Origin of the sequence: Paenibacillus sp. MSJ-34, assembly GCF_018918005.1 — a bacterium.
Taxonomy (GTDB): Bacteria; Bacillota; Bacilli; order Paenibacillales; family Paenibacillaceae; genus MSJ-34.
Genome location: NZ_JAHLPR010000006.1, coordinates 32,857 through 53,258, shown reverse-complemented (window position 1 = coordinate 53,258; position 20,402 = coordinate 32,857). Strand labels below are relative to the sequence as shown.

Below are 20,402 nucleotides of genomic sequence, written 5' to 3'. Positions count from 1 at the left end.
ATATACCAGTTCTTGCTACAATCCGCAGTATTTTCTGAGACGAAGATGCATAATTTTCTGCTCTCCGATCGGACCTGTCTTCCTGCCTCCGCGGTCTTCGAAACCCGCCTTGGCATATAGAGTTTGGGCGGCAACGTTCCTGAGGTTGACGGACAGCACGATCTCATCGATTACCGGAAAATGCGCAGGCACGAAACGATGAAGCGATTCGAGGCCTTGTTTGGCGTAGCCCTTCCTCTGCCGGCGATAATCGATGGAGAAAGCGATCAATAATAACGCATTGGGATTGACGGTATACTCTTTGACCCGCTCGCCGGATACTAACACGAAGAAGCCTACCGGTACGGAATCGGCCGTAATGACGATCGGATGCTTGTTCGCATCTCCTTGCGCCTCCCCAACCATTTGTGCGGGAATTCCGGTAAAAACGGCCTGCTCTTCCGGAAGCTCGAATTGGCGAACGAACTCGTCAAACTTTGCTTCATATCTCTCCAATTTCACCGATTGATCCGTCATAGTACCTCTCCTTTTCTCCTCCATTTGCAACAAAATATTTTCTATTTTTAGTATCGCCCATTTTCTCGACATGAATCTACTATTTTTTTCGCAGAGTACTTGACTATCGAATCTATTAGATTTAATCTAGTAATAGATAGGGCAATTTTACCAAATTCATATATTTATCTTTATTGATAAAGGCAAACCTATTGAAAAATAGGGACGCAAAACTATAGGGGTTAAGGCGCTTCGCGCTAAGCCAGCCAGTTACCGATATAGAGGAACGACGCCGTTAATGCGGCGTTGTCTGCGAACCTTCTTATTCGGTAAGAAGGTTTTTCTTATTCACCCATATCTTCAACTCTATATCTCATATTGATAAAGGCAAATCCATTGAAAGATGGAGACGCAAAGCTACAGGGGCTACCACGGGTCAAACCGTAATGCCAGCCAGTTGCCGATATGGAAGAGTGTATCGCCTTTCTCGCGTTACTTCAACCCTTCCTAACTCGGTGTAAAATGTTTCGCATCCGTTTTACGATTCGGGAGGGTTTGAAATGAAACGCACTCTTACTTTAGCGATTGCTTTCGTATTATTCGCCATGCATTTGCTCGCTGCGCCGGCCTATGCCGCTACGAGCGCCGATCTATTGAACGATATCGTCGTCTTACCCCAAGGCGAATTTAATAAAGCCGAGGCGGATCGCATGATCGGCCGACTGGGGCTGATCCCCGCGCCTTTACTGCAAGGCTTGAAGGATCGCGGCGTGAAGATCAAGCTCGTCAACGGCAAAATTACGGACGAGCCCGAATTCGCGCAATATAAAGGCGTTACCCCGCGCGGCTGGGAGAACACCGGCCTCACTTGGGACGACGTGCCCGGCGTAAGCGCGAATAACGTCGTTGCAAGAATCGGCTATAGCGACAAAAATCACGGCCACACCAGCCACAACCTGGAAATGCACGAAACGTTCCATGCCATTGACCGCCTCGTCTTGAATGAAGTCAGTTCTTCGGCCGAATTCATCGACGTTTGGCAGCAAGAAGCGAACAACAATTATAGCGGCGACGGCTACGTATCGGTATATTCCACCGAATATTTTGCGGAAACGGCCACGTTGTATTTGTACAGCGAACAAACCCGCAAGCAGCTTCAAGAAGATATGCCGTTAACGTACGATTTTCTGGACAAGCTGTTTACGAATTTATAAGAACGACAAAAGAGCTCCTCTCCGGCAGCTTGGCGGCTGCTTTCGGAAAGGAGCTTTCTATCATTAGAAACGGAGAAAAGGGGTTATTTCGCCGGTATAGGTTAGCTCCAATTTATGCATTGCTCTCGTACAAGCAATATACAGCAAGCTTTTGTCCAAATCGGTGCGATAGTTCGATTCATTAACGAACGGCACGATCGCTTGGTCGAATTCCAATCCTTTGGCCATATGCGCGAAAGTGACGACAATCCCGTCATGGAATTGTTCGCTTTCAAAATCTACGCAGTAAATGCGGTCGCTGAAATGCCGTATCTTTTGAAAAAGATCATTCGCCTCCGCCCTCGTTTTGCAAACAACTCCTAGCGACTGCCGCTCCGATTGCAGAAATTCGCCAACGAGGCTCCTGATCGTCTCAAGCTCTTGATCGGAACTATCGCATTTGACGATGCGGGGCTCCTCCCCGTGCCGCTCCATCGGGATCAGTTTGTCGTTCCGTTTTATTTTTTGTGCGAAATTCGAAATTTGAACGGTCGAACGATAGCTCTTGAAAAGCTCGACGACGTCCGCTTGGGAAACGCGTTCCTGATCTCGGCCAACGACGACGAAGTATAAGGATTCACGCTTTGACCGCCGTCTCCCAAAATCGTTTTTTTGCAAGGGAATAATTTGGATAAGACCGCGTATTGAACCGGCGTATAATCCTGCATCTCGTCCACGACCAAATGCTTCATATCCTCGTAGGAGGTTGTACCCTCGAAATCGATTTTCATATAGATGAGCGGAAACACATCGGCATATTCCAGCGTTTTGGCCCGTTTCCATTGGAACATCTCGGGTTTGCCGATATCGAGGTAAAATTGCTTATATAAAGAAATAACGTTCTGGAACGGCAACATTTTTGCGATCGCCGATTTGACCTTTCTTGTAGTGGATGGCGTTAATTTTTGCCCGTCCGCATCGCGTTTTCCGGCGGCGATGACGGAGGCCGTCTTGTCCAGCCTTTGTTTCAAAGGCATTCCCTTCGTAGCCTGGAAGCTGCGCAGGAGCTCGTCTTGTGAAATGAAAACGGAATCGATGCTTATATCTGCGGGTACATAATATTGGGAATCGATATGTTCGAGAAAGGAATCCAATTCGTTCACAAAATTCGGAGAAGCTTTATACTTCATCCTTTGAATCATGGCATCGTCCGCGGTATCGAGAAGCTCCGACACTTGCTGGCTGAACGTCTGAAACTTGCATACGCCCGCAAGCTCTCTCGCTGCCAATTCTTCCAAGCTCGCTTCCGCGATCGGTTCTTCGCCCAACTCGGGCAGCACGTTGGATATATAGTCGGAAAATACTTTATTAGGAGACAGGATCAGCACATTCCGCGAGGTTAATGTATCCTTAAACCGGTATAGCAAAAAGGCGACCCTGTGCAAAGCGATCGACGTCTTGCCGGAACCGGCGACGCCTTGAATAATGAGTACGTTCGAGGTTTCATTGCGAATGATCGTATTTTGTTCCTTCTGGATGGTGGCAACGATATTTTTCATTTTTTCGTCCGTCGTCCTGCTTAATTCTTTTTGCAAAACGTCGTCATTGATGTTGAGCGAGCTTTCGAGCATGTATTCCATCGTTCCGTCTTTAATTTTGTACTGTCTCTTGCGGCGAATCTCGCCGTTTACTAATCCCGAGGGCGACGTATAATAAGCCTTTCCGACGCCGAAATCGTAAAAGATGCCGGATACGGGGGAACGCCAATCGTAAATTAAATTCTCATGCCCGTTATCTTCGGCAAAAGAGTGAACCCCGATATAAAAAGGCTTGGCCTCGGCTTCATTGTCGCCGATAAAATCGACTCTTCCGAAATACGGCGATTGAATTAATTTATGAATCTTTCTGCGCTTGTCCACCGCCTTCTCGCCAAAGTCGATCGCAAGCGAAACGTCAACCCGATTCGCCGCCCGTTCTGCCGGATCGATGGCGGCCATATTTTCCCACATATATTTTTTGGCTTGAATGACTTCGCGGTAAGAAGTAGAAATCTTCTCGTCGATCTTCTCCAACGCTTGCCGAAGTTTCTTCAGAATGATTTCCAGGTAACGCCTTTCCTCCGCTTCCGTGCCGTTCAACATAAATAGGCCCTCCTCGTCAATAAGAATACTTCCTAGTATAGAAAAAAACTCGAAAAAGTATAGACTTTTTCTTGCCGGTATAGTATTATATATTGAACGTGGGTCCTAAAAACCGTGTACGAATGATCGATAAAAATAGAAGAACCAGGCGCGCCATGCCCTGGTTTTTTATATTGAGTTCATAAAAAAAAGCTCCTTTCCGAACAGCTAACGCCGCCTCGGGAAGGAGCTTTGCAATTGTTACGTTTATGGGTAGATCCGGTCTGGTTTCACTTGTTCCCAGATTTCAAATCCGTTTTCTTTGCGCGAATATTCATGATGATTCGTGGCTTCCTGTACATGCTCGTAGTACCACTTGTCAGGCGTATTGTCCGGCCACGTTTTGGCATCGGCATGAATATCGTCTTTCTTCACTAATCTGTTCAGTACGCTGTTGATGAAGGCCATTGCCTCCGCGCGCGTAATGTACTGATTCGGTCTGAACGTATTGTCCGGATACCCTTTGATCCATCCTTTATTCGCTGCGGACGCGATATACTTCTCCGCCCAATGTCCGGCGACATCCGTAAACATATCGTTGGTCCGCTCGTCGAGCTTATCGAATCTGGATGCGATCGCTGCGAACTCGGCTCTCGTAATGAATTGCTCCGGCTTGAATGTTCCGTCCGGATATCCTGTTACGATGCCCGCATTCTCCATCGTGGAAATATGTTTGTTCGACCAGCGTTCGTTTTCGATATCCGTGAAACTGTTGCTCGTTTTCAAGTATTGGGCACGGCTCTCGTCGTCCATTAACCGGTAGAAAATCGCAGCGACCTCTTCGCGGCTGATGCGGTTTTCCGGTTTGACCATTCCGTCCGGATACCCGTTGATGTAGTTGTAATGATTCTCGGTGTCAAGCTTGGGCGGTACGGCCGGCAACGGCGGCAGTGCAGGCACTTCCGGCGCAGGCGCAGGCGTAGGATTCGACGTAACTATGGTCGTGGATCCGCCGGGACTTGATGTATTTCTATTGTAGTAGAAAATGTATTCCTGGCTTTCCTTTTCCGTAAAAGTGTAATTCTCTCTAGCCTTGACAGCCGTATATCCGGAGATCGAAGCTGCCGTCAGCGTAACCGTCTCCCCGACTCGACCGCTTATCGTGGTCGGATTCGCCAATTGTCTGTCTGTCCCCAATTCCAGATACTTCACGGTCACGTGTCGTTCGACATTTGGCACTTCTTTCGTGTAATAGAACACGACTTGTTGATTGGCTTCCGATGTAAAGGTGTACTCGATGCTCGCTTGCTCCGGCTTGTAGACAGACCCGTTCGCGTTGATTTCCTTCGCTTTTAATGTAACGGTTTCTCCCTCTCTGCCTTGCAAGTAGGTTGGTTCAGCCAACACAGCACCGGTTTCTCTGTCCAGATAATTTACAGTCAATTGGTAAATATCTGTCGGTTCGCCTTTCGTATAGAAGAAGGTGTATTCCTGTTCTTCATCGATCGTAACGAGATAATCGTAATTGAAGTTCTCTGGCGTGTACACCGCATCCGCTACCGTAATCGGCTCGGCGTGAAGCGTAATCGTTTCACCGACTCTGCCTTCCGCGAATGTAGGCTCTTTTAGCGCTGCTCCCGTTTCTCTTTCCACATAATTCACGGTTACATAACGTACAGCGCCGGAATCGTCCGCAGTATATTCGAATACGTACTCCTGATGAACCGGTTCTGCTGCGAAGGTGTATTCAACGATATACTCATGTGGCTTATACACCACACCGGATACTGTAATATCATTCGCTTCGAGAGTGATCGTTTCTCCTACTTTGCCCGAGTAATCCTTAGGATCGGATAAATGTTCCCGCGTCACGGCATTCACGTAGGTGACGGTCAAGCTTCGCTCATCGCTGGTGTCTTTCGTGTAATGGAAGATATACTCTTGGCCTTCCACAGCAGTGAACGTGTAACTATCCTTCGACTTCGTCGGCGTGTAGCCCGGTACTTCCTCGGCAGTCAGTTCGATCGTTTGACCTGTCTTGCCTTCATGAGTCGTCGGGTCGATCAGATCGCGGCCTTCTTCGTCGACATAGCGTACTGTCACTGTTTGCTTGTTCGCCTTGTACTGGAAGATGTACTCTTGGCCTTCCACAGCAGTAAACGTGTAGCTGTCGCTCGACTTCGTCGGCGTGTAGCCCGGTACTTCCTCGGCAGTCAGTTCGATCGTTTGACCTGTCTTGCCTTCATGAATCGTCGGGTCGATCAGATCACGGCCTTCTTCGTCAACATAGCGTACCGTTACCTTCTGTTCCTTCGCTGTGTAATGGAACGTGTACACTTGATTTTCGTCAATGGTGAACGTGTAACTATCCTTCGACTTCGTCGGCGTGTAGCCCGGTACTTCCTCGGCAGTCAGTTCGATCGTTTGACCTGTCTTGCCTTCATGAGTCGTCGGGTCGATCAAATCTCGCCCTTCTTCGTCAACATAGCGTACTGTCACTGTTTGTTTGTTCGCCTTGTACTGGAAGATGTACTCTTGGCCTTCCACAGCAGTGAACGTGTAGCTGTCCTTCGACTTCGTCGGCGTGTAGCCCGGTACTTCCTCGGCAGTCAGTTCGATCGTTTGGCCTGTCTTGCCATCATGAGTCGTCGGGTCGATCAGATCGCGGCCTTCTTCGTCGACATAGCGTACTGTCACTGTTTGCTTGTTCGCCTTGTACTGGAAGATGTACTCTTGGCCTTCCACAGCAGTAAACGTGTAGCTGTCGCTCGACTTCGTCGGCGTGTAGCCCGGTACTTCCTCGGCGATCAGTTCGATCGTTTGACCTGTCTTGCCTTCATGAGTCGTCGGGTCGATCAGATCGCGGCCTTCTTCGTCGACATAGCGTACTGTCACTGTTTGTTTGTTCGCCTTGTACTGGAAGATATACTCTTGGCCTTCCGCAGCGGTAAACGTGTAGCTGTCCTTCGACTTCGTCGGCGTGTAGCCCGGTACTTCCTCGGCAGTCAGTTCGATCGTTTGACCTGTCTTGCCATCATGAGTCGTTGGGTCGATCAGATCTTGACCGTCTTCGTCAACATAGCGTACCGTTACCTTCTGTTCGTTCGCCGTGTAGTGGAAGATGTACTCTTGACCTTCCGCAGCGGTGAACGTGTAGCTGTCCTTCAACTTCGTCGGCGTGTAGCCCGGTACTTCCTCGGCGGTCAGTTCGATCGTTTGACCTGTCTTGCCTTTATGAGTCGTTGGGTCGATCAGATCTCGGCCTGCTTCGTCAACATAGCGTACTGTTACAGTTTGATCCCCTGCCGTGTAATGGAACGTATACACTTGGTTTTCGTCAGCGGTAAACGTGTAACTGTCCTTCGACTTCGTCGGCGTGTAGCCCGGTACTTCCTCGGCAGTCAGTTCGATCGTTTGACCTGTCTTGCCATCATGAGTCGTTGGGTCGATCAGATCTTGACCGTCTTCGTCAACATAGCGTACCGTTACCTTCTGTTCGTTCGCCGTGTAGTGGAAGATGTACTCTTGACCTTCCGCAGCGGTGAACGTGTAGCTGTCCTTCAACTTCGTCGGCGTGTAGCCCGGTACTTCCTCGGCGGTCAGTTCGATCGTTTGACCTGCGACTCCATTCACCGTTGTCGCTTCAGCCAGTACTTTATTTGAACCTTGTTCCAAATATTTGACGGTAACAGTTTGTTCAACAGCCTCCGTATAACCGAACCAAATAGTAGGCGTTAAATTCGTTGTCGTCAATGTGACATCTTGCGGGCTGGTTCCTACTTTAAGTTGGTAACCTGAAAGGATAGGCGCTGTGACCGTATATGGTACTCCTCTTTCAAGAGCTTCGTTGCCGTTAGAATCTTTGAAATATTCACTGTGCAACTGTTCAGCGAATTCCCGACCCTCAACGACTTCGCCGTCCGCATTGACAGGTTCTCCATTCGCATTGACTTTATAGCCTTTAATTAGAATGGATCCACTGCCGATGCTAACTCTCGGCACTTCAAAATTCTTGGACGTATCCCGGCCGTTAACATCTGTATAGTTCATGGTCGTCGTGCCGTTCGTCGGGTACAATTTATTGGATTCCGGATTTTTGGATTGATCCATCACGACTTTGTAAGTTAATGTTGCGGGCTGGCCTTCCATAATGTTGCCGGCTTCCCAAGTAAACGTCTCGCTGACAGGATCCCAAGATACCGTTCCTTGCGAAGGAGTATAATTTGCAGCCGGCGGGACCAGATTGAACATTTCGCCCATCGGATCGGTAATGATTGCGTTTTGCGCGGCATATGATATTTTTCCTGCCAGCTCGGAGTAAATTTTATCCAAGTCAGCGCTGCTAGCAGAGTAGTAGCCTTTATCTTGGCTGTTCTTGAGTACGTATTCCGCATTATTGCCGCTTCCTACATCAAGTCCGATCGAGTAGATTCCAATTCCTTCTTTTTGAGCGAGCTTCGCCTCTGATAAAGTGGCTATTCCATTGTCATTAACCTTATATCCACCTGCGCTGTAAGTTTCATCACACCATCCCCACCCTAGAAGACCACAGCCCTTATACCTCAATTCGAAGTTGCCGCCGGAACCCAGAATCGTGCCGGTATAATCAAAGTTATCGAGTGCAAAATTATACTTATTGTTCGGCCATGATAGAGATTCTGCTGCACTAGCCTTATAACTATATGTCGGCTCCCCGTCGCTTAACAATACAATGACCTTGTTCTGGGCATTGCTTCCTTCCAATAAGGTGCGAGCTTCGTGCAATCCTGCTTGAATATTGGTGCCGCCGCTGGCGGAAATCCCATTGATTGCCGTTTTTAAAGCAGTTTTATCGTTAACTCCTTTAAAATTGGTAACGGTGACATCCTTATTGAAAGACACAACCGCAATTCTTGTTTCGGAGCCCGCTATGAGCAAGTTATCAACGAACTTCGTCGCGGCCTCTTTCGCTTTGGCCATCCTAGATTCCTTCGGATTCCATGTATTATCCATACTGCCCGATCTATCAATCACTAGTACGACATCCGAACGGCTCTTAATATTTTTGCCTTCAATTTTTAACGTGACTTCCCATTCGCCGGATTTCCCCGTCGGTTCCGCCGTCTTGCTTAACTTGATCGCTCCGGGATTCGGCCAGATCAATTCCCCTGAATTTGCAGCCTGCCCGAACGCTCCCGGCGTCAGCCCGAAGAAAACCGCGAACAAGCATAGCCATGTGACTACGACTTTTAAACGCCCTTTCATATGTACCTCCTCATTTTTTCATTAGAATCCTCCTTTTCAGACTCTATTTCCCCTACCCTCCTCATCGAAGATTGGATCTATGCTCCTCGGAATATAGTATTCCGTTGAGAACTCAGGAAAATAAAAAGTCCGGCCGCATTAACATTTGTTAATTGCAGCCGGACGATCATTAGTCAAACGACTATTAGACTCCAAAGCTTTGCGACCTAATCTTTCGATTAGTGTGCCGAGTTTTCAATTTTACATTAGTACAATAGTCCTATATTTATGTTGCCAATTTTAATATATTTTACTAAATGACTTTTGTCAACTGTCATAATGAAATTTTTGTAATAATTTTCATTTTTTACAGCATTCCCGGTTTCGAGGCCAATAGTTTGTCTATTGTTTCTATGATTTCCGCGCCATGGCACGGTTTCACGATATAATCTTTGGCCCCTAGACGGATCGCCTCCAGGATGATCGTTTTCTGCTGAATCGCAGAACACATAATAATCTTGGCGTGCGGGTCCAGTCCTTTTATTCGTTTCAGCGCGGTTAATCCATCCATGCCCGGCATCGCAATGTCCATCGTTACGAGGTCGGGTCTCACTTTTTGGTAGAGAGCTACGGCTTCGTCGCCGTCAGCGGCTTCGGCCGCAATTCGAAATCCGTTGGATGTCAATACGGATTTCAACATGGTCCTTGCGAAAACTTCGTCATCTACAACCATGACAGATTTCATACGTATTACGAACCCTCTTTTCCATTGTCGTACTTAACAGGGATTAATTCTAAAAGATACAAGCATATCTCGCCATCCCCCAAAAGAGGTGTTTTTCACGAAACCGTATGTTCCATGCCTGCTCCGGTTGTGCGGCATATCGCTTTGTTAATGGGTATTCGTTCAATACAAGCAGTTAGAACAACACTTTTATATTTTTTCAATTGTAAGGAATTACCAACGCAAAAAAACCGATCTGTACGAAACAGATAGGCCATTTGCTGAAAAATTTTCGCATCTCAATGAAATTGAACGTCGATTCTTTTTTTGGTATCTCCTTGCACTTTCGGCATATGGATCTCCAGAACCCCGTTTTTGTACTTCGCCTGGATTCCTTCGGAAGATACGTTTGATGGCAAGCTGATCGAGCGGTGAAACCGGCCGAAAAACCGTTCTTGCCGATGCATTTGCTCTTCTTGCACTTCGTTGACTTTGTTAATCGTTCCGCTGATGGAAAGGACGTTGTTTTCAATGTCGATATTGACATCCTCTTTTTTCTCCAAACCCGGTATGTCGCATGTGGCGACAACTTCATTCTCGGTTTCGTATACGTCTACATTCATATTGCCCGTATGTTGGGAAAATGCGGTTCTGAAATCGGGAAAATCATTCGTGAAAAAACGGTCTAATTCCCGTCTCATATTTTCAAGACGACGGAACGGTTCGTATGGAACTAAAGCCATTGGATGCAGCATCTCCTTGAATATTTTCGTTTTCAAGGTCATTATCCCCGAGTGCGCGAGCAATTATTCCGCATATTGCCTGCCCGTTCAGAGCCGCAACTCCCCGGCAAATTCTTTGCGAATGATGTCGATGTTACCCTTATGGCAATGCTTCGTAAAATCCGACAAAAATCGATGTTCGCTCTCCATTTTCGCAATCGCGGATTCATCGCCGTTCGTAACAGCCTGCTTCAAACGTTCCAAATAATCGAGCGACACCGCAATCCGCTCGGCCATTTCGGAACGATCGGCAGTATGCCGCCCATGACCCGGGATTAACAACTTAATGTCGTGTGCGCTCATCAACTTCTCCGCCTTCTTTAACGTCTGTTCGTACGCAATCGCGCTATGATAAATATATGGCAGTTCGATGTCGGATAAATAATCTCCCGCCAGCCATATGCCTATAGAATCAACGAAGGTAAACAAACCGTCTGCGGTATGGCCCGGAGCCAAATAAAATGTCAGATTGGTGGATCCGATCGCAACTTGCTGACCGTCCCGCTTCACAACGATATCGAGCTGAGGGAATTCGATCTCATATTCGCGGACAATGTAATACTTGGCGTCGAAATCCTTGATCTCTCCGACCGTTCCTTCCTTATTCGGATGATTCAGCAGCCTGGCGCTGCCGATCGTTATGGCTCCAGGGAAAGCGTTATATCCTATAATGTGATCGAAATCGCCATGAGTAAACAAAAGATAACATTGCTTATTGCCTTGGATCGATTTCACATGGCCCTGAATTTCGATAATTTCCGCAGGCAGCCATGTCGGATCTACGATGAATATGCCGTCGTCGAGGTTGACCACGGTGGAAGTGGTCTGAAACAATGCGCTTTGGAAAACGGCAACTCGCTCGTCCGAATATTGAATCATCAAAATCACCTCTTCGGGAATAAGATTGATTACGCGAACTAATGTTTGATACAATGGCAATGATAGCAATGATTGGGGAGGTATTATAATATGAAGCCGAACGATAAGAAGCCAATCATAAAAGAACAGCCCGCCACGTATGACGATTATGCGCAATTGCCCGATGACGGCAAACGTTATGAACTGGCCGACGGAGTATTGGAACTGATGACTCCCGCGCCGACGCCTAAGCATCAGGTGATCGTTACCAATATCTCAACACTGCTTTCGAACACTTGTCAATCGGAATATATCCTTTTCGTGTCGCCAATCGACCTTATTTTATCGAATACAGAGGTTCGCCAGCCGGATCTAGTGATGATCCATCGCAGCCGAATGGATATCATCACACGGAGAGGAATCGAAGGCATTCCCGATTTGGTCGTGGAAGTTATATCTCCTCATTCCGTTAAGCGCGATAAACAAAACAAATTAAGAACATACGCCGCTTATCGCATCCCGGAATATTGGATCGTCGACCCTGCGCATGAATCGCTGGAGCAGTATGTGCTGTCGGAAGCAGATAACCGATATGAACTCGACACGGTATACGACAGAGAAGAGACGGTCCAATCGGACCGCCTTCCATGGGTTTCGTTCACAATGGCTCAAGTTGTCGATCCGGCTGCCGGCCTGCCGGGCTAATCCCTGCCGGTTGGACAAACCGGGCAGGACATTCAATCGATTTATCTATAACTTGATTGTACTCGTTCGAAGAACTGTGTTATACTACGTTTAACGTAGTAGTTAATATTCTATTCAGTTGTTTGCGTATGAAGTTGGTCACTGCTGCCGAATACTAATAAGAGTCTTCACCGCTGGAACGTTGAAGACTCTTAGGACCAGAAAAGGATATGGAACACCACGGCGCGCAAGCACTAAATGTTAATGCAAAGCGAAACCACCGTCCAGGCTCTCCAACCTATTTAGCGGTGGTTTTTCGCTTGCAGCGGAACTTACGACGCGCCCAACGATAGAACTTTCGAATAACAAACACTAGGCTTGTATCGTTATAATCCAACGCAGCACGTCATAAAACGCCGCAATTACGACCATCGGCATCACCCCCTTCTGGAAGCTGCGCCGTGGCCGCCAATTCCACCACTATTCATAGTCCATAGAATTAATTATAACATGTCCCACATTATGCCGCTACTAATCCGTTAAGATTCCGATCGGATCGCCATTCATGCGCCGTAAGACATCACAACCGATTCCATTCCTTGCTTAACTTCAGTACCCTTCTTTGCCCTTGCCGCCCGTCACTACCGCCACGCTTGCGCTCGCTCCGAGACGATTGGCCCCCGCTGCGATCAACCGGCGCGCAACGTCGATATCCCTGACACCGCCTGACGCCTTCACTCCCATCTCGGGACCGACCGTTTTACGCATTAATGCGACATCTTCCACCGTCGCCCCGCCTGAACCGAAGCCTGTTGACGTTTTGACGAAGTCCGCGCCGGCCATTTTGGCAATCGCGCAAGCCTTCGCCTTCTCTTCATCCGTAAGCAGGCACGTCTCCAGAATCACTTTAACGACCGCTTGTCCTCTGCAAGCAAGAACGACACCCTCTATATCCTTCTTAACCGTATCCAAATCTCCCGATTTCATCGCTCCGATATTCAATACCATGTCGATTTCCGTAGCTCCGCTAGCAATGGCGTCTCTCGCCTCCGCAATTTTGGCAAAAGAACTCGTCGCTCCGAGCGGAAAACCGACCACCGTCGTAACGCCGGTTTTCGTCCCGGCTAATTCCTTCGCCGCCACCGGCACCCAGTAGGGATTGACGCATACCGTTGCAAAGCCGTATTGCTTCGCTTCCTCGCATAGCGCAACGATCTCGTCTCTCGTACATTCCGGTTTCAGCAACGTATGATCGATCTTGCGCGCGATTTCCGGTCCGGTCAACATATTGTTCTGCGACGGATACTGGCCGAAGCCTCGAACGGATTCGTTGGACACGGAACGGTTGGGGGCCGCGGTTTCCGCTTGCTTGGCGATTTGCTCCATCACTTTTTGCGTAATCTGTTGAACTAAACTCTCTACTTCCAATATGTTCCCCTCATTTCGTCTTATTCCAATGTTGGTCTGCTTGCATCGTCAAAACGATCGACAACCCCGACAATTACCGCGTCAACGGCCGCATCGGGCCGCTTCATCGCTTCGCGCGCGGATCCTCCTTCCTCTACGACGAGGACCAGATCCCCTTCTCCGGCATGAGAGCAATCTACCGCGATGAACGGATCTCCACAGCTATTTCCGCGTTCATCGACAGGCTCGACGACCATCAATTTGCAGCCATGATGACTGCCCGTTTTCACGGTCGCCACGATGTTCCCTAGAACCCTTCCTAGTTTCATAAGGCATTAAGCCAATTTCGGCAATATCTGTTCGATCTCGTGATGCGGCCGCGGGATCACATGAACCGATATCAATTCGCCTACCCGTTGCGCCGCTTCCGCTCCGGCATCGGTCGCCGCTTTAACGGCTCCTACGTCTCCTCTTACGAATACCGCAACCAATCCGCCGCCGACCGTTACTTTGCCGGCAACCGTCACATTGGCGGCCTTGACCATCGCGTCCAACGCTTCGACCGCGCCGACCATACCTTTCGTCTCAATCATTCCCAAGGCATTATTCATATTCTGCCCCTCCCTGTTTTTATCGTATGATAGTGGTCCACTATCCCCATAATGCCGGCGTCGGCCGCCACCAGTTCCAATCCGAGCGGAAGACCGGACTCCCTGCTTTTCGCCAAATATACCAGATCCCCGTAACCGGACACGCCGATCGTGTCGATAGCAACAACTCGTTTCCCCGCCTCCCTCTCTGCATCCTTCATAGGTTGAATCACCAAAAGCTTCAAACCCGACAGGCTTTCGTCCTTATGAGTGCATACCACCGAGCCGACAACTTTGCCCAGAAACATACGGCCTCCTACCTGAACCGTTTCAGAAAACGGCTCTCGATTTCCATGATTTTCGTGACCCGCTTGTCATGCCTTCCCCCCGAGAAAGGGGTTTCCAGCCATGTCTTGACGATCTGTCTGGCCAGGCCTTTGCCCAGCACTTGGCCTCCTATCGCGAGCATATTGGCATGATTGTGATCTCGGCTGTTAATAGCCGAACTGACATCCCAGCAAAGGGCGCATCGTATGCCCGGAACTTTATTGGCCGTCATTGTGCTGCCGATGCCGACGCCGTCAATCATAATGCCCGCATAATTCTCGCTCGTGGCGACCGTTTCCGCGACCAGAAAGGCGATATCGGGGTAATCTACCGAATTGTTGTCGTAACAGCCGAAATCTATCAACGGATAACCCAGGCCGGCCAAAAAGGTTTTGATATCTTCCTTCAGCTCGAACCCTCCGTGATCGCTACCGATAATTACTGTTTTCATATGCTACTCCGCTTTAGGTTGAGGCAAGATTCCTTCTACTTCGTTGTGAGGCCTTGGAATGACATGCACCGAAATTAATTCCCCGACTCTGCGCGCAGCCTCGGAACCCGCTTCCGTTGCCGCTTTCACGGCTCCGACGTCGCCGCGAACCATTACGGTCACCAATCCGCCGCCCGTCAAAACCTTCCCGACCAACGTTACGTTTGCCGCCTTCACCATCGCGTCCGCCGCTTCGATCGCTCCCACAAGACCTCTCGTTTCAATCATTCCCAACGCTTCTTTCATATGGACTGCTCCTCCTTTAATTTCGGCGATTTGCCGTTCCTTAGGCATTCTCTTGGCCATCTTCACAACACCCCGCTAAACGATATGGAAGCCGTCGACAAGCACGCATCTCCGTTTCCGCGTAAACGTGCGAGCGGATGTCAATCCCTCCCCGGTAGGACCGGCGATCGTCAATGTAGCGAATCCTTCGCCCCCGTAACCCAAGCCGGCATAGGAGGGCCCGTTTTTGACAAAGATGGTGGCCTGCAAGGCTCTGGCCATTTTCGTCAGGTTTCGTATATTTTGCGAATGCATCACCGCCGTGTGCTTATTGCCTTTCTCCGCTTTCACCGCAAGAAGGATTGCCGCCTCTACATTCGGCACGCGGACGATCGGAAGAACAGGCATAAGCATTTCCGTATGGACAAGTGGATGATCTTCCGCTGTTTCTGCTATAATAAGTTTGATATTTTGATTTGTTTTTGCGCCAATTTTCTCCAGCAGAAGGTTGGCGTCTTTTCCCACATATTCCTTATTGGGAATCCATTTCTCTCTATTTCTAATAAAAATCAGATCCAATAACTTTTCCAACTGCGGCCCGCGCAATTCGTAAGCGCCATTTCCGATCATTTCCGCCTTCAGGCTGTCCGCCGCCGATTCGACGACGAAAACTTCTTTTTCCGCCGTGCACAATACATTGTTGTCGAAGCTGGCCCCCAGTACGATATCTCTTCCCGCTTGCGCCAAATCCGCCGTTTCGTCTACAACCACGGGAGGATTGCCCGGCCCCGCCGCAATTACCTTCTTGCCGGAAGCAAGCGCCGCTTGCACGACCCCGCCGCCGCCCGTTACCGCTAACGCATGAATGCGCGGATGCTTCATAACTTCCCCGCTCGTCTCCATTGTCGGTATTTGCACGCTTGTCAGCATATTTGCGGGACCTCCGGCTTCGACGATCGCCCGGTTCAACAACTGCATCGTTTCGATGGAAACCCGTTTGGCGTTCGGATGAGGATTGAAAACAACCGCGTTCCCCGCAGCTACCATAGAGATGCTGTTGTTAATGATCGTCGCCGCGGGATTGGTTACCGGCGTGATAGCGCCGATCACTCCGAGAGGAGAATACTCCAGCAGCGTTAACCCGTCGTCCCCCGTGTAGGATTCCGAAACCAGATCCTCCAGCCCCGGCGTCTTCTGCGCCGCCAATCGATTCTTGGCGATTTTGTCTTGCGCATTGCCGAGTCCCGTCTCCTTGACGGCAAGCTCGGCCAGCCGCTCGGCATGGGACAGACTCGTCTCCCTCATCTTCCAAATGATCGCCTCCCGCTTGGCTAACGTTAATGAGGCAAATTGTTCGAATGCGGCATTGGCGGCTTCGGCTGCTTCGTCCACTGTAGCAAACACGCCGTGATTCAACGGGGGAAGGAGCGGATCCGGGTCGGCCATCGCCAAGTCTCCTCGCAACTTGCTAACGACTTCGGCTACAATGGATCTTATGCTTTCTTCCGTAATACTCAAGCTTATTCACCTTCTTTCATTTTATCGTACGTCACCTTCCCGTCGATCTCGATGGTGTCGACAATGGCGATAATCGTCGCATCGACCGGCACTCCTTGCGTGGCTTTCGTCTGGCGTGCCGAGCTGCCGCTGACCGTCATGACGATCTCGCCTTTGCCCGCGTGAACCGTATCGATCGCAACCAACGCTTTGCCGTCGGGGGCGCGGGTTATCATATCGACAGGCTGTACGACAAGCAGCTTTTTCCCCGTCAGTTTCTCGTCCTTGGTCGTCGAAACAACGGTGCCGATCACCCGGCAGATGTTCATATCACCCCTCCTTCCTCTCGTTCTCTCCATGCACAAGCCTAAGTCCGAGCATGCCGGCCTCTTCGCGGGCCAGAGAGGTAATCAATGCGCTTGCGGGAAGCGCGATTTGCGACTCGCCTTCCTTCGCCCACTCCCGCACATGTTTGGCGTGCACCAGCGGACGCCGTCCGGCGCGCGGAGCGGCGATCAGCGTCTCGACGAGCCGGTGCAATTGATGCAGGGCTTCCGCGTGAACGCCGTACTTCGCAAGCTGTTGCCAATGCGAAGCGACCTTCTCTATGACAACGGGCGGAACCTTTAGGCGATCCGCCCCCGACGGCAAAAGATGCGAGGTGGACAATACCGCGTCTTTCCCGCTCACGATCGCATAGACCATCGTACCGGCAAAAGCGTCTTCGTCGATTAGCTGCGATATTCTCACAAGCGTACCGATCGTCAGTTGCGGCGCCGCTACGACGGAAGCTTCGTCCGCGGCAGCCTTCCAGCCAGGGCGATCGCCATTCGACAAGCGGATTGTCGCGCAACCGATGTCCCCCGGGAACGGCTGCAGCGGCCGGTCGCCGCAAAGACCGATAACGGGTTCGGAGAAAGCCGAAATATGGCGAATGAACGGTTCAATTCGCGCAGCGTCATAGCCGTCTGCCAATAAGACGAGCACCTTGGCGCGGTCTGTCGGCGCGGGAATCTGCCCCTTGCTTCGCAGCAATTCTTCAACGACTTGGCGGACGATAGTCGAGACCGCTTCCTCCAAGTTCATAGGTCGCCCTCCTTAACCGAGTAATATGCCTTTCCGTCCGGTAGCGATCTGCCCCGCATTCGCCTCGTCGAGATCGATATGCATCTCCAGCCGGTAATTGGCGGAGACGCGTATCAGAACATGATCCAAAATCAGGCCGCGGGGTCCGTCGACGCTCACCTTGACGCGCTGCCCGTTATGAACGCCGAAGGCCGCCGCGTCTGCGGGATGCATATGGATATGCCGCGCAGCGCATATAACTCCCTTGTCTATGCGAAGTCTGCCCCTGGGGCCTTCCATGACGATTCCCGGCGTTCCTTCGATATCCCCCGAATCGCGAACCGGCGGAACCACCCCTAACGTATATCCGTCGTATAATGAAATTTCCACTTGCGTTTCTCCCCTGGCAGGACCCAAGACGCGCACGCGATCGATGCGTCCCTTCGGCCCGATCAGGGAGACGGTTTCACGGCAAGCGAACTGTCCCGGCTGAGACAATTCCCGCAGCGGGTTCAAGGCGTTGCCGGGCCCGAATAACCGCTCGACGGCCCTGGGAGATAAATGCACATGCCGGTTGGAAACGCCTATCGGAATTTCTTTGACAGGCATCTCCCCGCGCGTACGCTCGCTTAAGAAACCGCTTTCCAAAGCTTCTTTAACGGCTTCGCTAATGCTGCGAACCAACAGTCCTCGATCCATGGCAGCCCTCCGTCTAGGCTTGATAATCCAGCAAAGATGTCGCCGTGAACTGATCGGTAATCAGAACATTCGTGTACTTCCCTTGCAAGGCGCCGAAGATGGCGTCGACTTTCTTCGCCCCGCCGGCTACAAGAATCGACTTTTCCTTGCTCCTCAATTCCGCCAGGTCGATTCCGATCGTACGCCCATCGAGCTCCTCGTTGCAGATATCGCCTTTGATATCGATAAATCTGGAACAAATATCGCCGACACAACGTTCCTGAATCATTTCAAGTTCCTCTTTCGAAAAATAATTGGTGCGAACGAGAACCGAATCTTCCGTCGGCACCCCAATCGTGAACACGGCGATATTCGCATTCTTCCCCATGTCCAGCACTTTGCGGATATGGCGGTCCGCCTCGATAGCCTGCTTGACGACCGTGTGGTCGACGATGGCCGGCAAAGGAAGCAGATGAGGATTCGTATGATACGCTTTGCCGAAAAGGTATACGATTTCCGAGGCGTGGGTGTTCGTTTCCGAATAGCTGATGCCGCCGTTCAACTGTACGATGTTGACATCCTTGACATGTTTGTTTTGCAGGCGTTTCGCTATTTCGTACAGCGTAGTGCCCCAGGTAACCGCGATCGTATCTCCGTCCTTCACAATTTGGTGCAAATATTCCGCCGCGGCCTCGCCTAAATATTTTTTGGCCACTCGATCTTCATACAGCGGAATCGGAGCGACGATGACCTTCTGCAGCCCGTATTTCTCTTCGAGCTGCTGCGCGATCATGCCGCTGTTTTCGGTAGGGTCCATAATTTTAATCTGAACGATTCCTTCCGTCTTCGCCTGCTGTAGAAAACGCGATACCGTCGGGCGAGATACGCCGAGCTTCCTGGCAATATCTTGTTGGCTGTAATCGAGCTGATAATACATGCGGGCCGCTTCAATGATTTTTTCAAGTTTTTCTCCGCCCATGGCAATCCTGCTTTCTTCAAAGGTTTGAAATAATGTTCATATCAAATTAACATTATTTCAACTTTATTATACGCACCAATTCGAAAAAAAACAATGCATTACCTGTTTCCCTTTTCGTAAGGAATTCCGTTGGCGGCCGGCGCAATAGCTCGTCCGACGAAACCGGCCAAGACGAGAATCGTGATCGCGTACGGGAAAATATAGATGAAATCGACCGGGATATAGTTCGTAACGCCGTAAATTTGAAACACGGATTTCAAGGCGGAGGCGACTCCGAAGAACAATGCCGCGAACATTCCGGCAACCGGCCTCCACTTGCCGAATATTAACGCGGCCAAAGCGATAAAACCTTGGCCCGATATCGTGTTATGCGAAAAGTTGCTCGTCGTCGTGAGCGCGATCGTCGCTCCGCCCATGGCGGCCAAAGCGCCGCTGATCATGACGGCGATATATCTCATGCGGAAGACGTTGACCGCGACGGAATCCGCCGCCATCGGGTGCTCGCCCACCGCGCGCAAACGCAAACCGAACGGCGTCTTATAAAGAATGAAAGCGGATAAAGCGACCAGAATAAACACGATATAGCTTGTCGGATAACCGCTGAACAGCGCGTTGCCGATGAACGGGATATCGGATAGAAACGGTATATGCCATTTCGCAAACGCATTTTTCAAGGTCGGGGTTTGCGCGGAACCGTTCAGCAAAATTTTGCATAGGTAAAGCGTCAGTCCTGTCGCAAGGAAGTTGAGCGCCACGCCGCTGACGACTTGATTGGCCCTGAAGGTGATCGAAGCGACGGCATGAGGAATCGCAAACACGAACCCTACGATCATGGCCGAGAGAAAGCCGATCCACGGAGATAACGGCCCGGTTCCCAATTGTGTTTCCGCAAAATACGTTACGATCGCCGCCGTGAACGCGCCCACAGTCATCAGACCTTCCAAGGCGATGTTCACCACGCCGGACCGTTCGGAGAACAAGCCGCCCAGCATAGCGAAAATAAGCGCGGTAGCGAATACGATCGTCGTATTGGTCAAATCGCTTGCCATTTGCAGGAATTGCATA

Annotated in this window: 21 protein-coding genes and 3 riboswitches; of the genes, 2 read left to right on the top strand and 19 right to left on the bottom strand. The window is 50.2% G+C overall.

Translation table 11 applies throughout. From position 1 onward, the window contains the following. Positions 1-15: 15 nt before the first annotated feature. Positions 16-516: a GNAT family N-acetyltransferase gene (locus KQI79_RS04370; protein WP_216537007.1), complete on the bottom strand. Its 501-nt coding sequence runs from the start codon at positions 514-516 to the stop codon at positions 16-18. Between the two features lie 171 nt (positions 517-687). Then, positions 688-773, top strand: a riboswitch (cyclic di-GMP riboswitch). A 98-nt stretch (positions 774-871) separates the two neighbouring features. Further along, positions 872-960, top strand: a riboswitch (cyclic di-GMP riboswitch). A 95-nt stretch (positions 961-1,055) separates the two neighbouring features. On the opposite strand from KQI79_RS04370, the gene KQI79_RS04365 reads away from it, so the two are divergent. After that, positions 1,056-1,709 carry an anthrax toxin lethal factor-related metalloendopeptidase gene (locus KQI79_RS04365; protein WP_230193391.1) on the top strand — a complete coding sequence of 218 codons (654 nt, stop codon included), beginning with the start codon at positions 1,056-1,058 and terminating at the stop codon, positions 1,707-1,709. Between the two features lie 63 nt (positions 1,710-1,772). Here KQI79_RS04365 and KQI79_RS28155 read toward each other — a convergent pair whose 3' ends face one another. The 6 genes from KQI79_RS28155 to KQI79_RS04340 form a co-directional block, all read right to left on the bottom strand. Next, positions 1,773-2,183 (bottom strand): ATP-binding domain-containing protein, encoded by a 411-nt coding sequence (locus KQI79_RS28155; protein ID WP_367398134.1) that lies wholly within the window; start codon positions 2,181-2,183, stop codon positions 1,773-1,775. Between the two features lie 23 nt (positions 2,184-2,206). Next, positions 2,207-3,829 carry a HelD family protein gene (locus KQI79_RS04360; protein ID WP_367398133.1) on the bottom strand — a complete coding sequence of 541 codons (1,623 nt, stop codon included), beginning with the start codon at positions 3,827-3,829 and terminating at the stop codon, positions 2,207-2,209. 246 nt (positions 3,830-4,075) lie between these two features. After that, positions 4,076-9,052 (bottom strand): MucBP domain-containing protein, encoded by a 4,977-nt coding sequence (locus tag KQI79_RS04355; RefSeq protein ID WP_216537006.1) that lies wholly within the window; start codon positions 9,050-9,052, stop codon positions 4,076-4,078. A gap of 150 nt (positions 9,053-9,202) precedes the next feature. Beyond that, a riboswitch (cyclic di-GMP riboswitch) is annotated at positions 9,203-9,290 on the bottom strand. A 108-nt stretch (positions 9,291-9,398) separates the two neighbouring features. Next, positions 9,399-9,776 carry a response regulator gene (locus KQI79_RS04350; RefSeq protein WP_216537005.1) on the bottom strand — a complete coding sequence of 126 codons (378 nt, stop codon included), beginning with the start codon at positions 9,774-9,776 and terminating at the stop codon, positions 9,399-9,401. Between the two features lie 278 nt (positions 9,777-10,054). After that, positions 10,055-10,498, bottom strand: coding sequence for an Hsp20/alpha crystallin family protein (locus KQI79_RS04345; RefSeq protein WP_216537004.1), 444 nt, complete (start codon positions 10,496-10,498; stop codon positions 10,055-10,057). Positions 10,499-10,585: 87 nt separating this feature from the next. After that, positions 10,586-11,416, bottom strand: a complete 831-nt coding sequence (locus KQI79_RS04340; protein ID WP_216537003.1) for an MBL fold metallo-hydrolase — start codon at positions 11,414-11,416, stop codon at positions 10,586-10,588. A gap of 90 nt (positions 11,417-11,506) precedes the next feature. Between KQI79_RS04340 and KQI79_RS04335 the strand changes: the two genes are divergently transcribed. Then, positions 11,507-12,100, top strand: a complete 594-nt coding sequence (locus tag KQI79_RS04335) for a Uma2 family endonuclease (protein ID WP_216537002.1) — start codon at positions 11,507-11,509, stop codon at positions 12,098-12,100. Positions 12,101-12,688: 588 nt separating this feature from the next. Here the strand turns inward: KQI79_RS04335 and deoC are convergent. The 12 genes from deoC to KQI79_RS04275 all read right to left on the bottom strand — a co-directional run bounded on the left by deoC (position 12,689) and on the right by KQI79_RS04275 (position 20,401). After that, positions 12,689-13,366 carry a deoxyribose-phosphate aldolase gene (deoC, locus tag KQI79_RS04330; protein WP_216537098.1) on the bottom strand — a complete coding sequence of 226 codons (678 nt, stop codon included), beginning with the start codon at positions 13,364-13,366 and terminating at the stop codon, positions 12,689-12,691. A 161-nt stretch (positions 13,367-13,527) separates the two neighbouring features. Further along, entirely contained in the window at positions 13,528-13,815 is a 288-nt protein-coding gene (locus tag KQI79_RS04325) for a EutN/CcmL family microcompartment protein (protein ID WP_216537001.1), read from the bottom strand. A 6-nt stretch (positions 13,816-13,821) separates the two neighbouring features. Continuing rightward, positions 13,822-14,097, bottom strand: coding sequence for a BMC domain-containing protein (locus KQI79_RS04320; RefSeq protein WP_216537000.1), 276 nt, complete (start codon positions 14,095-14,097; stop codon positions 13,822-13,824). Beyond that, positions 14,094-14,384 carry a EutN/CcmL family microcompartment protein gene (locus KQI79_RS04315; RefSeq protein WP_216536999.1) on the bottom strand — a complete coding sequence of 97 codons (291 nt, stop codon included), beginning with the start codon at positions 14,382-14,384 and terminating at the stop codon, positions 14,094-14,096. Before KQI79_RS04315 ends, KQI79_RS04320 begins: the two co-directional genes overlap by 4 nt. An 8-nt stretch (positions 14,385-14,392) precedes the next feature. Beyond that, entirely contained in the window at positions 14,393-14,854 is a 462-nt protein-coding gene (gene rpiB / locus KQI79_RS04310; protein ID WP_216536998.1) for a ribose 5-phosphate isomerase B, read from the bottom strand. A 3-nt stretch (positions 14,855-14,857) separates the two neighbouring features. Further along, entirely contained in the window at positions 14,858-15,139 is a 282-nt protein-coding gene (locus KQI79_RS04305; RefSeq protein WP_216537097.1) for a BMC domain-containing protein, read from the bottom strand. Between the two features lie 75 nt (positions 15,140-15,214). Next, entirely contained in the window at positions 15,215-16,636 is a 1,422-nt protein-coding gene (locus tag KQI79_RS04300) for an aldehyde dehydrogenase family protein (protein WP_216536997.1), read from the bottom strand. A gap of 2 nt (positions 16,637-16,638) precedes the next feature. Continuing rightward, positions 16,639-16,944, bottom strand: a complete 306-nt coding sequence (locus KQI79_RS04295; RefSeq protein WP_216536996.1) for a EutN/CcmL family microcompartment protein — start codon at positions 16,942-16,944, stop codon at positions 16,639-16,641. A 1-nt stretch (position 16,945) separates the two neighbouring features. After that, on the bottom strand, positions 16,946-17,701 hold the full coding sequence (locus KQI79_RS04290) for a hypothetical protein (RefSeq protein ID WP_216536995.1): 756 nt from the start codon (positions 17,699-17,701) through the stop codon (positions 16,946-16,948). A gap of 12 nt (positions 17,702-17,713) precedes the next feature. After that, entirely contained in the window at positions 17,714-18,379 is a 666-nt protein-coding gene (locus KQI79_RS04285; protein ID WP_483311365.1) for a phosphate propanoyltransferase, read from the bottom strand. Between the two features lie 13 nt (positions 18,380-18,392). Then, positions 18,393-19,337, bottom strand: coding sequence for a DNA-binding transcriptional repressor DeoR (locus KQI79_RS04280; RefSeq protein WP_216536994.1), 945 nt, complete (start codon positions 19,335-19,337; stop codon positions 18,393-18,395). A gap of 98 nt (positions 19,338-19,435) precedes the next feature. Beyond that, positions 19,436-20,401 carry an ABC transporter permease gene (locus tag KQI79_RS04275; RefSeq protein WP_216536993.1) on the bottom strand — a complete coding sequence of 322 codons (966 nt, stop codon included), beginning with the start codon at positions 20,399-20,401 and terminating at the stop codon, positions 19,436-19,438. Between the last annotated feature and the right edge of the window lies 1 nt (position 20,402).